Origin of the sequence: Leclercia adecarboxylata, assembly GCF_006171285.1 — a bacterium.
Taxonomy (GTDB): Bacteria; Pseudomonadota; Gammaproteobacteria; order Enterobacterales; family Enterobacteriaceae; genus Enterobacter; species Enterobacter barmai.
The window spans coordinates 117,647-131,927 of sequence record NZ_CP040888.1 but is presented as its reverse complement, the minus strand read 5'-3'; the positions used below and the strand labels follow the sequence as shown (position 1 = coordinate 131,927).

The 14,281-nt window shown below is 49.9% G+C and carries 9 protein-coding genes and 3 pseudogenes; 3 read left to right on the top strand and 9 right to left on the bottom strand.

The window, feature by feature from the left end; translation table 11 throughout:
• Positions 1–37 precede the first annotated feature (37 nt).
• From lacZ to FHN83_RS00615, 3 genes and pseudogenes are all read left to right on the top strand, one after another.
• Positions 38–3,112 carry a beta-galactosidase gene (gene lacZ / locus FHN83_RS00625; RefSeq protein WP_007894989.1) on the top strand — a complete coding sequence of 1,025 codons (3,075 nt, stop codon included), beginning with the start codon at positions 38–40 and terminating at the stop codon, positions 3,110–3,112.
• A 51-nt stretch (positions 3,113–3,163) separates the two neighbouring features.
• Positions 3,164–4,417: a lactose permease gene (gene lacY, locus FHN83_RS00620; protein WP_003846917.1), complete on the top strand. Its 1,254-nt coding sequence runs from the start codon at positions 3,164–3,166 to the stop codon at positions 4,415–4,417.
• 65 nt (positions 4,418–4,482) lie between these two features.
• Positions 4,483–4,623 (top strand): annotated as a pseudogene (locus tag FHN83_RS00615) (maltose acetyltransferase domain-containing protein); the annotation flags it as partial.
• 14 nt (positions 4,624–4,637) lie between these two features.
• Here the strand turns inward: FHN83_RS00615 and FHN83_RS28900 are convergent.
• The 9 genes and pseudogenes from FHN83_RS28900 to FHN83_RS00580 all read right to left on the bottom strand — a co-directional run bounded on the left by FHN83_RS28900 (position 4,638) and on the right by FHN83_RS00580 (position 13,755).
• A pseudogene (locus tag FHN83_RS28900) lies at positions 4,638–5,013 on the bottom strand (IS1 family transposase).
• Between the two features lie 44 nt (positions 5,014–5,057).
• The gene (locus FHN83_RS28895) at positions 5,058–5,333 is read right to left on the bottom strand and encodes an IS1-like element transposase (RefSeq protein ID WP_000179213.1); all 276 of its coding nucleotides are present in this window, start codon (positions 5,331–5,333) and stop codon (positions 5,058–5,060) included.
• 165 nt (positions 5,334–5,498) lie between these two features.
• Positions 5,499–6,632, bottom strand: coding sequence for a glutathione-independent formaldehyde dehydrogenase (locus FHN83_RS00605; RefSeq protein ID WP_017384068.1), 1,134 nt, complete (start codon positions 6,630–6,632; stop codon positions 5,499–5,501).
• A gap of 270 nt (positions 6,633–6,902) precedes the next feature.
• Positions 6,903–6,965: pseudogene (locus FHN83_RS28890) on the bottom strand (hypothetical protein); the annotation flags it as partial.
• A gap of 14 nt (positions 6,966–6,979) precedes the next feature.
• Positions 6,980–8,127, bottom strand: a protein-coding gene (locus FHN83_RS00600) for an IS3 family transposase (RefSeq protein ID WP_088728459.1) whose coding sequence is annotated in 2 segments (ribosomal slippage) — positions 6,980–7,890 and positions 7,890–8,127 — 1,149 coding nt in all. Because the reading frame shifts where the segments join, the coding sequence is not laid out codon by codon here.
• A 90-nt stretch (positions 8,128–8,217) separates the two neighbouring features.
• Positions 8,218–8,646 carry a hypothetical protein gene (locus FHN83_RS00595; protein ID WP_017384060.1) on the bottom strand — a complete coding sequence of 143 codons (429 nt, stop codon included), beginning with the start codon at positions 8,644–8,646 and terminating at the stop codon, positions 8,218–8,220.
• 3 nt (positions 8,647–8,649) lie between these two features.
• Complete coding sequence (locus tag FHN83_RS00590; RefSeq protein WP_017384059.1) at positions 8,650–10,767, bottom strand: hypothetical protein; 2,118 nt, start codon at positions 10,765–10,767, stop codon at positions 8,650–8,652.
• On the bottom strand, positions 10,755–12,521 hold the full coding sequence (locus FHN83_RS00585; protein ID WP_007897920.1) for a hypothetical protein: 1,767 nt from the start codon (positions 12,519–12,521) through the stop codon (positions 10,755–10,757). The genes FHN83_RS00590 and FHN83_RS00585 overlap by 13 nt, the downstream gene beginning before the upstream one ends.
• Entirely contained in the window at positions 12,508–13,755 is a 1,248-nt protein-coding gene (locus FHN83_RS00580) for a tyrosine-type recombinase/integrase (protein WP_139563066.1), read from the bottom strand. Before FHN83_RS00580 ends, FHN83_RS00585 begins: the two co-directional genes overlap by 14 nt.
• Positions 13,756–14,281 lie beyond the last annotated feature (526 nt).

The window sequence follows — 14,281 nt, the reverse complement described above, 5'->3', positions numbered from 1 at the left end:
AAATGTGAGCGGATAACAATTCACGCAGGATACAACTATGACAATGATTACGGATTCACTGGCCGTCGTATTACAACGTCGTGACTGGGAAAACCCTGGCGTTACCCAACTTAATCGCCTTGCGGCACATCCCCCTTTCGCCAGCTGGCGTAATAGCGAAGAGGCTCGCACCGATCGCCCTTCCCAAGAGTCGCGCAGCCTGAATGGTGAATGGCGCTTTGCCTGGTTTCCGGCACCAGAAGCGGTACCAGAAAGCTGGCTGGAGCGCGATCTTCCTGACGCCGATACTGTCATCGTCCCCTCAAACTGGCAGATGCACGGTTACGATGCGCCTATCTACACCAACGTGACCTATCCCATTGCGGTCAATCCGCCGTATGTTCCCACGGAGAATCCGACGGGTTGTTACTCGCTCACATTTAATGTTGATGAAAGCTGGCTACAGGAAGGCCAGACGCGAATTATTTTTGATGGTGTTAACTCGGCGTTTCATTTGTGGTGCAACGGGCGCTGGGTCGGTTACGGACAGGACAGTCGTTTGCCGTCTGAATTTGACCTGAGCGCATTTTTACACGCCGGAGAAAACCGCCTCGCGGTGATGGTGCTGCGCTGGAGTGACGGCAGTTATCTGGAAGATCAGGATATGTGGCGGATGAGCGGCATTTTCCGTGACGTCTCGTTGCTGCATAAACCGAGCACGCAAATCAGCGATTTCCATGTAGCCACTCACTTTAATGATGATTTCAGCCGCGCTGTACTGGAGGCAGACGTTCAGATGTACGGCGAGCTGCGCGATGAGCTGCGGGTGACGGTTTCTTTGTGGCAGGGTGAAACGCAGGTCGCCAGCGGCACCGCGCCTTTCGGCGGTGAAATTATCGATGAGCGTGGTGGTTATGCCGATCACGTCACCCTACGTCTGAACGTCGAAAACCCGAAACTGTGGAGCGCCGAAATCCCGAATCTCTATCGTGCGGTGGTTGAACTGCACACCGCCGACGGCACGCTGATTGAAGCAGAAGCCTGCGATGTCGGTTTCCGCGAGGTGCGGATTGAAAATGGTCTGCTGCTGCTGAACGGCAAGCCGTTGCTGATTCGCGGCGTTAACCGTCACGAGCATCATCCTCTGCATGGTCAGGTCATGGATGAGCAGACGATGGTGCAGGATATCCTGCTGATGAAGCAGAACAACTTTAACGCCGTGCGCTGTTCGCATTATCCGAACCATCCGCTGTGGTACACGCTGTGCGACCACTACGGCCTGTATGTGGTGGATGAAGCCAACATTGAAACCCACGGCATGGTGCCAATGAATCGTCTGACCGATGATCCGCGCTGGCTACCCGCGATGAGCGAACGCGTAACGCGAATGGTGCAGCGCGATCGTAATCACCCGAGTGTGATCATCTGGTCGCTGGGGAATGAATCAGGCCACGGCGCTAATCACGACGCACTCTATCGCTGGATCAAATCTGTCGATCCTTCCCGCCCGGTACAGTATGAAGGCGGCGGAGCCGACACCTTCGCAACCGATATTATTTGCCCGATGTACGCGCGCGTGGATGAAGACCAGCCCTTCCCGGCTGTGCCGAAATGGTCCATCAAAAAATGGCTTTCGTTGCCTGGAGAGACGCGCCCGCTGATCCTTTGCGAATACGCCCACGCGATGGGTAACAGTCTTGGCGGCTTCGCTAAATACTGGCAGGCGTTTCGTCAGTACCCCCGTTTACAGGGCGGCTTCGTCTGGGACTGGGTGGATCAGTCGCTGATTAAATATGATGAAAATGGCAATCCGTGGTCGGCTTACGGCGGTGATTTTGGCGATACGCCGAATGATCGCCAGTTCTGCATGAACGGTCTGGTCTTTGCAGACCGCACGCCGCATCCGGCGCTGACGGAAGCAAAACACCAGCAGCAGTTTTTCCAGTTCAGTTTATCCGGGCGAACCATCGAAGTGACCAGCGAATACCTGTTCCGTCATAGCGATAACGAGCTCCTGCACTGGATGGTGGCGCTGGATGGCAAGCCGCTGGCAAGCGGTGAAGTGCCTCTGGATGTCGCTCCACAAGGTAAACAGTTGATTGAACTGCCTGAACTACCGCAGCCGGAGAGCGCCGGACAACTCTGGCTAACGGTTCACGTAGTGCAACCGAACGCGACCACATGGTCAGCAGCCGGACACATCAGCGCCTGGCAGCAGTGGCGTCTGGCGGAAAACCTCAGCGTGACACTCCCCTCCGCGCCCCACGCCATCCCGCAACTGACCACCAGCGAAACGGATTTTTGCATCGAGCTGGATAATAAGCGTTGGCAATTTAACCGCCAGTCAGGCTTTCTTTCACAGATGTGGATTGGCGATAAAAAACAACTGCTGACGCCGCTGCGCGATCAGTTCACCCGCGCACCGCTGGATAACGACATTGGCGTAAGTGAAGCGACCCGCATTGACCCTAACGCCTGGGTCGAACGCTGGAAGGCGGCGGGCCATTACCAGGCCGAAGCAGCGTTGTTGCAGTGCACGGCAGATACGCTTGCCGACGCGGTGCTGATTACCACGGTCCACGCGTGGCAGCATCAGGGGAAAACCTTATTTATCAGCCGGAAAACCTACCGGATTGATGGAAGTGGTCAAATGGCGATTACCGTTGATGTTGAAGTGGCGAGCAATACGCCACATCCGGCGCGGATTGGCCTGACCTGCCAGCTGGCGCAGGTAGCAGAGCGGGTAAACTGGCTCGGATTAGGGCCGCAAGAAAACTATCCCGACCGCCTTACTGCGGCCTGTTTTGACCGCTGGGATCTGCCATTGTCAGACATGTATACCCCGTACGTCTTCCCGAGCGAAAACGGTCTGCGCTGCGGGACGCGCGAATTGAATTATGGCCCACACCAGTGGCGCGGCGACTTCCAGTTCAACATCAGCCGCTACAGTCAACAGCAACTGATGGAAACCAGCCATCGCCATCTGCTGCACGCGGAAGAAGGCACATGGCTGAATATCGACGGTTTCCATATGGGGATTGGTGGCGACGACTCCTGGAGCCCGTCAGTGTCGGCGGAATTCCACCTTAGCGCCGGTAGCTACCATTACCAGTTGCTCTGGTGTCAAAAATAATAATAACCGGGCAGGCCATGTCTGCCCGTATTTCGCGTAAGGAAATCCATTATGTACTATTTAAAAAACACAAACTTTTGGATGTTCGGTTTATTCTTTTTCTTTTACTTTTTTATCATGGGAGCCTACTTCCCGTTTTTCCCGATTTGGCTACATGACATCAACCATATCAGCAAAAGTGATACGGGTATTATTTTTGCCGCTATTTCTCTGTTCTCGCTATTATTCCAACCGCTGTTTGGTCTGCTTTCTGACAAACTCGGGCTGCGCAAATACCTGCTGTGGATTATTACCGGCATGTTAGTGATGTTTGCGCCGTTCTTTATTTTTATCTTCGGGCCACTGTTACAATACAACATTTTAGTAGGATCGATTGTTGGTGGTATTTATCTAGGCTTTTGTTTTAACGCCGGTGCGCCAGCAGTAGAGGCATTTATCGAGAAAGTCAGCCGTCGCAGTAATTTCGAATATGGTCGCGCGCGGATGTTTGGCTGTGTTGGCTGGGCGCTGTGTGCCTCGATTGTCGGCATCATGTTCACCATCAATAATCAGTTTGTTTTCTGGCTGGGTTCTGGCTGTGCATTCATCCTCGCCGTTTTACTCTTTTTCGCCAAAACGGATGCGCCCTCTTCTGCCACGGTTGCCAATGCGGTAGGTGCCAACCATTCGGCATTTAGCCTTAAGCTGGCGCTGGAACTGTTCAGACAGCCAAAACTGTGGTTTTTGTCACTGTATGTTATTGGCGTTTCCTGCACCTACGATGTTTTTGACCAACAGTTTGCTAATTTCTTTACTTCGTTCTTTGCTACCGGTGAACAGGGTACGCGGGTATTTGGCTACGTAACGACAATGGGCGAATTACTTAACGCCTCGATTATGTTTTTTGCGCCACTGATCATTAATCGCATCGGTGGGAAAAACGCCCTGCTGCTGGCTGGCACTATTATGTCAGTACGTATTATTGGCTCATCGTTCGCTACCTCAGCACTGGAAGTGGTTATTCTGAAAACGCTGCATATGTTTGAAGTACCGTTCCTGCTGGTGGGCTGCTTTAAATATATTACCAGCCAGTTTGAAGTGCGTTTTTCAGCGACGATTTATCTGGTCTGTTTCTGCTTCTTTAAGCAACTGGCGATGATTTTTATGTCTATTCTGGCGGGCAATATGTATGAAAGCATCGGTTTCCAGGGCGCTTACCTGGTGCTGGGTCTGGTGGCGCTGGGCTTCACCTTAATTTCCGTGTTCACGCTTAGCGGCCCCGGCCCACTTTCTCTGCTGCGTCGCCAGGTGAATGAAGTCGCTTAAGAAATTAATGTCGGATACGGCGCGAGCGCCTTATCCGACCAACTTATCAGGACGGAATGTTAAAAATGAACATGTCGATGACAGAAAAAATAAAAGCAGGCAAGCTATTTACCGATATGTGCGAAGGCTTACCTGAAAAAAGACTTCGTGGGAAAACATTAATGTATGAGTTCAATCACTCGCATCCATCAGAAGTTGAAAAAAGGGTAATGACTCCAACTTATTGATAGTGTTTTATGTTCAGATAATGCCCGATGACTTTGTCATGCAGCTCCACCGATTTTGTGAGCGACAGCGACTTCCGTCCCAGCCGTGCCAGGTGCTGCCTCAGATTCAGGTTATGCCGCTCAATTCGCTGCGTATATCGCTTGCTGATTACGTGCAGCTTTCCCTTCAGGCGGGATTCATACAGCGGCCAGCCATCCGTCATCCATATCACCACGTCAAAGGGTGACAGCAGGCTCATAAGACGCCCCAGCGTCGCCATAGTGCGTTCACCGAATACGTGCGCAAACCGTCTTCCGGAGCCTGTCATACGCGTAAAACAGCCAGCGCTGGCGCGATTTAGCCCCGACGTATCCCCACTGTTCGTCCATTTCCGCGCAGACGATGACGTCACTGCCCGGCTGTATGCGCGAGGTTACCGACTGCGGCCTGAGTTTTTTAAGTGACGTAAAATCGTGTTGAGGCCAACGCCCATAATGCGGGCGGTTGCCCGGCATCCAACGCCATTCATGGCCATATCAATGATTTTCTGGTGCGTACCGGGTTGAGAAGCGGTGTAAGTGAACTGCAGTTGCCATGTTTTACGGCAGTGAGAGCAGAGATAGCGCTGATGTCCGGCGGTGCTTTTGCCGTTACGCACCACCCCGTCAGTAGCTGAACAGGAGGGACAGCTGATAGAAACAGAAGCCACTGGAGCACCTCAAAAACACCATCATACACTAAATCAGTAAGTTGGCAGCATCACCTGGCAGCTGAAAGTATGAATAATAACGCCCTGACAGGATATTTTATTGCACCCTGTCAAAAGTCATACATTCTTTCCCGGTTTTTGCTTTCTCATACCGGATAACTCTATTTAAGGCTTAAGGATAACCTTCGTCCATCCTTCATCCCGCTCATCGAAGTGCTTATATCCGGCAGGAGCCTCTTCAAGCGAAAGACGATGAGAAATTATTTTGCCCGGACTGGCTTTATCGTGATGGATGAGGCGAGACAGCTGACGGTTATAGGCCTTAACGTTCGCCTGGCCGGTACGGATTGCCTGTCCTTTAAACCAGAAACTCCCAAAATCAAATGGCATCTTACCCTCTCTGGCAAGCTCCGATTCAGCCCCCGGATCCTGAGGAATAAAGACGCCAACCACACCAATTCCCCCGGTTGCTTTCGTCGACGCAACAAGACTGTTCATGGTGACAGAGTTATCTTCATGGCCATGTTTGTTACAGCACTGATAGCCAACACATTCGCAGCCACAATCCGTACCGCGTCCATCCGTCAGGTCGAGAATTTTTTGTACAGCTTCATCGCCAGTAGCATTGATGCCCGTCGCCCCCATTTTTTCAGCCAGAGCCAACCGGTCTGTGTGCGTATCAACCACAAACACCTGTGAAGCACCTTTAATGATCGCCGAATGAGCTGCCATCAAACCGACCGGCCCCGCGCCATAAATGGCCACGCTTTCACCAGGCTTCAATCCGGCAAGTTCTGTTGCATGCCAGCCGGTAGGAAAAATGTCAGAGAGCATCACATAATCATCTTCTTTTTCTGCCGCATCAGGGGGAAGAACAAGGCAGTTAAAGTCGGCAAATGGCACCCGAAGCAGTTCCGCCTGCCCCCCCTCCCAGGGACCCATTTCAGCAAAACCATAAGCTGCGCCTGCCGAACCCGGATTGGTAGTGAGACAAAAGCCGGTCAGACCTTTTTCACAGTTTTCGCAAAAACCACATCCCACGTTAAACGGCAGACAAACATAGTCGCCCACCTTAATACGTTCAACGCCTGAGCCAATTTCGACCACTTCACCCAGGTTTTCGTGACCCAGAATCCGTCCCTGTTCAAAGCTGGTCCGGCCCTCATACATGTGCAAGTCCGACCCACAAATGTTGGTGGTGGTGATGCGGACGAGTACATCCGTGGGGCGGACAATTTTCGCATCCGGTACGTCTTTTACTTTTACATCATAAGGACCGTTGTAAATTACTGCTTTCATGATCTTCTCCTTCTTGCGTGCGGAAAGGAAATGCTGCCCGGCGGATTGGGGTATCAATCGAGTTTAGCTGCCATAACAGATCTCGCGATCGGCGAAAGGACGATTAGGATGTTTCTTAACTAAGGAAGGTGCGAATAAGCAGGTCATTTCTTCCCAAGCTGACTCGCTGATTAAAATTTCGCGGATCTGGGCCGATTTTTTTCCCGCAAACACATCGAATCAGCCTATTTAGGCTATTTTTTCCACCATTTCTGGCGTTATTTCCGGTTTTTACTGAGATCTCTCCCACTGACGTATCATTTGGTCCACCCGAAACAGGTTGGCCAGGGTGAATCGCCACGGATAATCTAGACACTTCCGAGCCGTTGATAATACTGGTTTTCATATTCTGTCGGTGACATCTGTTCGCTAGAACCATGCCGACGCTTACTGTTATAAAACATTTCGAAGTAATCAAAAATATCACTGCGGGCTTCTTCCCGCGTTCCGTAGATCTTTTTCTTTATCCGTTCACGTTTCAACAACTGGAAAAAACTTTCTGCAACCGCATTATCATGGCAGTTACCGCGACGGCTCATGCTACCCTCCAGGCCGTGTGATTTCAGGAACGACTGCCACTCATGGCTTGTGTACTGACTGCCCTGATCCGAATGAACCAGCACCTGTTTTTCGGGATTACGCCGCCATACAGCCATCAGCAGTGCGTTCAGGACAATGTCCTTTGTCATCCGGGATTGCATGGACCAGCCGATAATTTTGCGTGAGAACAGATCAACAACAACGGCAAGATACAGCCAGCCTTCGTGGGTCCTGATGTAGGTTATGTCCGTTACCCAACGCTCATCAGGAGCATCCGGATTGAACTGTCGCTGGAGCCTGTTGGGTGACACGATACTGGCCTCGCCTTTACGTGCCCGCGGGCTTCGGTATCCGACCTGAGCCTTTATTCCGACACGTTTCATCAGTCTCCAGACTCTGTTTACTCCGCACTGTTGCCCGCTGTCACGCAGATCCAGATGGATTTTGCGATAACCATAGACGCATCCCGATTCCAGCCAGAACTGTTTAATCTGTCCTGTCAGTCTCAGGTCTGCCTGATGGCGTTGTGAATGCGGCTGCTGAAGCCAGGCGTAAAAACCACTGGGATGAACATCCAGCACCCGACAGAGCAGGCGAACAGGCCAGCAACAGGAGTTGTCACGGATAAAGGCGTACCTCAGTCGGACAGCTTTGCGAAGTACGCCGCGGCTTTTTTTAATATGTCCCGTTCGTCGGTAACCCGTTTCAGCTCTTTCTGGAGACGGCGGATCTCGGCCTGAGCATCTGACTGTTCTTTATTAGTGGAAGAATCCGGACCGTACTTCTTTATCCAGGCATAAAGGCTGTGGGTGGTGATATCGAGACGTGTTGCAACGCTGGCAACAGAATAACCGCGATCAACAACCTGTTTGACTGCTTCAGTTTTAAACTCTTCAGGATAACGCTTACCGCTCATGGGCACCTCTCTTTAAGTCATCTTAAATGACTCTGAGGTGTCTGTTAAACGCGTGGCGATTCACCTCGCGTCCTTCCGTTCAGTATAGCCTCAGTCCCTGACACCACCCGAGAACGGAATGACGTCCCCTTTCTCCCTCCCGGTGTTGCGTTCAAGCTCCCTGACATACTGCTGTAAAAGTATAAGGTTATGTAACAGCTCTACATTTTCAGCCATCATCTTTTTGATTTCTTCCCTCAGCTCATTTCTCTGACGGCGATACTTTTCTTTCAGCTTGATCTGCTGCTCAATGCCCTGCTCATCAACCGGCGCGGTGCCCTGGCACGTTTTTTTCAGACTGCGGATAGCCTCCCTGACCTGCCTGTACTCAGGACAGTTATAATTCAGGGTGCCGTTTGCCAGCCCCGCTCGTTTTTCCACAGCATACTGGCTGATACGCTCCCCTGATAACATCAGTTCCCTCAGGGCCTGCTCTGCTCTTGCCTGTGTTTTTTTAACCCCCGACTGTTCGTTCGTCATGCTCTATTCATCCTTTTCAAAAAAGCGGACAGCATCTGCATAAAAATCTCTCTCAAGCATCAGAAAATCCCTGTCAGCCTGAGGAGCATTATTTCGCACGGCAATCTCCAGAAGGTTGTCATAATGAGCCATCCTGCGTTTCCACACGGGAACAGAATCAGCTCCGGCCAGCATGTTCTCACATCCCGGATTGCAGGACGCTGACTGAACAACCGCCTTAAACTCGCAGTCATGGCCATTCATGCAATAAAAACCGTTTCCAAGAGATACCAGTTTTTGCCCGCCTCGTTTAGCCATGCTCATCGCTTTTTTCAGTGTAGGAAACGTCATCTGATGTAAGTGCCCACCTCTCTGGGACATCAGTAACTTCCCGCCTTCGCCATAAAGCAGGCCTTCATGCTGATAAGAAACAGCCCTGGAAGCTGAGAGTTCGGTATCAACCCTTTCAATCTCGGCAGCGAATGCCTGAGGGATCGCCCGGCTAAAATGCGAAGCGTTGAGTGCACCGGACATATACCACTCCGTCATGCCTCTGATTAAGTGCTTAAACTGCCGGATAAGATCATTAGTAGAAATCAGATCAAGACGCCTGAGGTGTACAGCAAGTGAACGGCGAAACTGATGGGTTCGCAATGGCCAGAAAGCCCCCTCCCGAATCTCCATCGCAACGCGTTCATCATCACGTATGTTTGGATTTAAAAGCCTGAACTCATCAATATGGTCACGTCGGATGAACAGATGGTGTCTTTTCACAAATTTCTTTGCCCACTCAGTCTGGCGCTGCGTCCCCATAAAAGAGAGTTTTTGCTCCGAGAACCACGACCTGATATTTAAAGACAATGGAACATTGTCCAGCGTCTTCCCGTCCAGGCCTGTCATGATTTGATTAATTCTGCGTAAATGCTGAAAAGGCTTTTCCACATAGCGACAAACAACCCAGTCTTCGTGACTTCCACCTTCCGGGGCGAACTTATGCAACACCGAACGAAGTCCCAGGATATCACCATCATAAATCAGTGAACCGTGCATCACGCCAAGCACTTCGCTGTGTCTCATCCCCGACATGGCCTGTATCACATTCATGACTTTTAACGTCAGCTCAAAATGCCAGGTGTTCAGCTTTATGTGATCAACGCCAATAAAATCAGATCTCCAGCGCTTATTTTTATGTACCGAGAACCAGCCCTGCATCCCGGGGCCAAGTGTCGCGAAAAGCGCCCGAATTTCCCCGGCAACAATATTGTAGTAATACGCGGCCCGGTAATCCGGTATGCTTTTTGCTGTCCCTCTTTTACGGGCTTCCAGCATCGACGTATAGTAAGGCGAATCATAAAAACCGTTTATGATAGCGCACAGCCGGGAAAACCCGTCAAAATCGAAATCACTGATTTCAGCATCCAGTTCAGTAATCAGCCCTTCCCAGACAGACATCATAAGACTGAAAGGCATACAATATGTCTGGTTTGAATCATCCACACTGTTGTAACTGTCGAAGCTAATATCAGGAAAGTAACCGTATTTTCGAAGACGGGTATGACCTGTCAGCGAGATATCCGCCAGGTCCATAAAGTAATTACGTAATGTTCTTTCAGAACGCTTCCTGCCGTGCTCATCCTCCTCCTTCATCTTTACAATGAAAGCATTCCGGACAAGCGGAAAACGAAGCTGAAACAGACTGCGATACCCCATAGACTCAATAATACGGGCTCCCGCCACAATGTTTGCACATTTCCGGATCAGTGACTGCGTCTTCGCGGTCCTGCCGACAATCCAGAGCAGGCTGGCTGAGATGATTTTGGCTTCAAGACGCAGTTCAGGATCCCGTATGCCTGAAAAATTAACGGTTCTTAACGTTTCACCAATATGGGTTCTGACATAGCGATTGGTCCAGACATCATCCCTGAAATAAATATTCAGCGTCTCCTCATTGATAAAACGCATATCATGTTCATCTGAGCTGGCGATAACCAGGCAGTTATTCAGACGTTCAAAGCTTTTGTTTTCTAGTGCCTCACAGATGATATCCTCAGTCGGAAACTCATCCCCTGAACGAAGCGGCGTTCCGGCAGGAAACTCCGCCATTCGACTACGGCTTACCTCTTTTTTCTTCAAATCTGCCATACCGGAGCCACACCTTCTCGCTGAAGTTTAACGCGCGCTTTTTTCAGGGTCGCCTCATCTACCAGCCCAAGCCGTAAATCAATCTTCAGGAGTAACGTTTCATAACGCTCCACAGCATTGACCGAACCGATGTACAACGGTTTTCCATACTCGATAGCATGCCTGAATGACAGCAGGAGCCATACAGACTCCAGCGTTTCCACAACGCAACTTTTTGAACATTCGACACAATGAGAAAAATCCGCACAAGCCTTTGGTGTCCGGCCAAATCGTTTTTGCTTTTTTATAAAGCGCAATTCAATATCTGTAGGCGGCTCCTGCGATCGACATCCCAGGCCATTCAATAAAAGATCCACACCCTCATCGCTTCCACGCAGATCGATCCCCAGCTCATCAGCAACTTTTACCCGCTCGGATAACGCACGTGTCGCAATCCCCTGATTCATAAGCGTATCAAGTGCAGCACTGAAGTTTTCCTTCGCCCCCTGTGGGTTACCTGCAGCATAATTCCGCCTGTAAGTGCCCCAGTTATGCTGTGCTTTTTCCGCCGTAATCAGACCATTCTTTAATGTTCTGTCCGTATACTGCTCAGACGTTTTGCGCAAGCCAGAAACGGTAATTGATGGAAGCGAGGGATTAAGCTGCCGCATCGTGGCCCACGCCCCCTCAGAGTTAGAAAATTTAGTCAGATGACTGGGATTAAGAGAATAAAGCTTACGGAATTTCACCTGCGGCTCACTCAGAAACAGCGCCTGTACCGGAGGGAAGTTATCTGCGGAAACCAGATAGTTAACGATGTCGTCCCTGAGCCTGATAAAAGACAGAAACCAGTAATAGCCCGCACGTTTGGTCACATACTCCGATTTACCTATCGTCAGACGTATATACTTATTCGCTCTCCCCTTATAAACATAATCAGTGCTGATACCCTTTTCATCCAGATGTATATCATCCCGCGTCAGACCCAGAACCTGAGAGGTGTTTCCCCATGTGTGGTAACAGAACAGAAAAAAAGAAGTAAGAAAGTAATTTTCCAGAACGTCCCTGATGATGATCTCTGCCCTGCTGACCCCGTTCTCTCCCGGATACCGGAAATACGCTTCATAAACAGGTGCCAGCAAAGACGGTGAGAAATGCCGCACCCCTTTTTCCGATTTAGCGATATGCTCCCGGATACATCCCGCAAGGAACTCATTCATGGATGACAACTGCCTCAGGATCTCGGAAAGTTCATTCCTGGTATAGCTATCCCTTCCCTGCTGCTGATACGTTCCTTTCGGTAAGAATTCATATTCATACCGCCTCTGAATCTGCCCGCCCGTAAGCAAAAACCGGTTGACCACGGACAAGTAGTGTCTTGCCATCCTGACTGAAATTTTTCGCCGACGAATATCGTTCATGAGATGTTTAATATACATTTCAACGCCTTCAGCCGTGCCATAGTCATACTGATTGACTGACTGCCATATAAAAAACATATTGAGATAACGGAAAATGGTTAACCTTCCGGCGGGACGGTAAGACAGAAGAAATCGTTTCAGAGAGGCAATAAAATCGCGTTTTTCAGGGCGGGCAAGATGTGAATGTTCACTAAACCATCCGGGGAGCAACACATAATCTGAAAAATGAGCCTGAAGATAAACGTCAAGTAAATAATATCGGTTCAGATCCCGCTGAGTGATGTGTCCGCTGACCGTCTCCCATGACAGCACATTTTCGGCCATCCACGTTATCTGCGTTTCACTCCGGCTCATATATGGCTCCATCGCGACCTGCAGCACCGTCAATCAATGCGTCCATGACCCCGGCGACTGCATCAGAAATCTGGTTTTGCTGAAGAAAGACGATGTATTTCATCGTCGTATTTTCGCTTTTATGGCCCATCCAGTATTTTACTGTACCCAGCGCATTTGCGGCCTGATCGGGATAGCAACTCAGTGCCGAGCGTAAAAAATGGGTCGCAAACGTTGCCCGCAAATCATGGGGTTTATGTCTGAACACATTTCCCGGAGCAGACCGGGCCAGGCGATGGCGAAAACTGTACCAGCGGGAGTAAAAGGCTTTTTCAGACATCCGTTTCCCGTTTGCCATTAAAAATAAAGGCTCGTGCCGCCCTTCCCCACCCTGTCGTGCACGCCATTTTTGGATCTTCTTTTCATACTCCTCATCCGCCAGATAATCCAGAACCTGCTCGTACAATCGTCTGGTGATGAAGAGTTCTCGCGTCATCCCAAACTTCGTATGAACTCCGCATCTCGGACCAATATGAAGCCCCCTGATGGTCAACTCAGATACAGGGACACTGGCAAGGTACTCTTCAGTAAAGAGTGACGACGGCAGGGTCAGCATTTCATCCAGCCGTAGCCCACAATTTTTCATCAGCACAATCATTAAACTGAACAACCCGGACTCAGATTTCAGTGCCTCACCCAGGATATGAACCTCTGCATCATTCAGTGGGTTGATTGTCCTTTTTGTTGTGCTGGTTATCCTGATGGCAAGATCCGAACTTATCACCTTGCGTCGCCCGTCAACGACTTTTTCGACCAACGTAAAAAATGAGCTGGCAGCCAGCTCACCACACTTGCCCAGAAATACGTAAAACCGTCGGATAACGCTGATGTACACCGCCGCGGTGGATGAGGCGATGCGCCCCTGCCTTACGGCCCCCAGAAGATACTCCCTGAAGCCATATGTAGGGCTTTGGTATTTCAACGTTCCCGGGGTGAAAGGGTCAAGTCCGTTATCCTCCAGCCACCTTATCCAGCGTAAAAATGCCCGGGCTAAAGGCTTTAAATCCCTGGCCTGCAGGATAGCTTTATCCATAAGATAAAAGTGTACATATCGGCTCAGTTTTCGATTCTGGATGCCGCTAATATAAGGTATTTCAGCATACAGAAATCCGGGTTCAAATTTCAGTTTCGGCTCTGTTGCATCCAGTTTGCTGACACGCCCATAACGCGCATGAATGTTAGTGATTATCCTCACAGTCTGTCGCCCTGAAACGCCACCTCATGCCTACACTATAAATCCGGAAGAAGAAAAAACAAACAACCAGGTTGCCGGGAGTGAATATGCAAATCAGGAGGAAAGTAAAAGATGTAACGACACCATCACGATGCAATACATTGACCTCAACACGTTACCCGGACCATACGTGATAAACATCACAAATCCTTTGAGTGAAGAACTTAAGATGTGATTTTCATTTCCCGGCACAAACCGTGCCCTTAAAAAACAGGCAACGGATACATCTTAATGCCAGAAGTAAACCTTAATTGATTGAATACAGCCTGAGTCCATTGCAAAAATAACACACAGGGTAAATTCGCATATACAGAACCCAACGAAAAGCAAAAGAAACCTGTAACACATTTCGTTTACCTGTCACTTTCAATTGTAAAAGCCAGCAGAAAAAGCGCATATAACTATATTTATCCCTGCGGGGACTTTTGTTTGTGCTATATATTTTTTACAGAGAACCGCAACGCGTCCAAACACAAGAATATATTTA

What these genes read in the sequence shown, in the direction of transcription:
- lacZ (WP_007894989.1), top strand. Translation starts at nt 38, where the DNA reads ATGACAATGATTACGGATTCACTGGCCGTCGTATTACAACGTCGTGAC.
- lacY (WP_003846917.1), top strand. Translation starts at nt 3,164, where the DNA reads ATGTACTATTTAAAAAACACAAACTTTTGGATGTTCGGTTTATTCTTT.
- FHN83_RS00605 (WP_017384068.1), bottom strand. Translation starts at nt 6,632, where the DNA reads ATGAAAGCAGTAATTTACAACGGTCCTTATGATGTAAAAGTAAAAGAC.
- FHN83_RS00595 (WP_017384060.1), bottom strand. Translation starts at nt 8,646, where the DNA reads ATGACGAACGAACAGTCGGGGGTTAAAAAAACACAGGCAAGAGCAGAG.
- FHN83_RS00590 (WP_017384059.1), bottom strand. Translation starts at nt 10,767, where the DNA reads ATGGCAGATTTGAAGAAAAAAGAGGTAAGCCGTAGTCGAATGGCGGAG.
- FHN83_RS00585 (WP_007897920.1), bottom strand. Translation starts at nt 12,521, where the DNA reads ATGAGCCGGAGTGAAACGCAGATAACGTGGATGGCCGAAAATGTGCTG.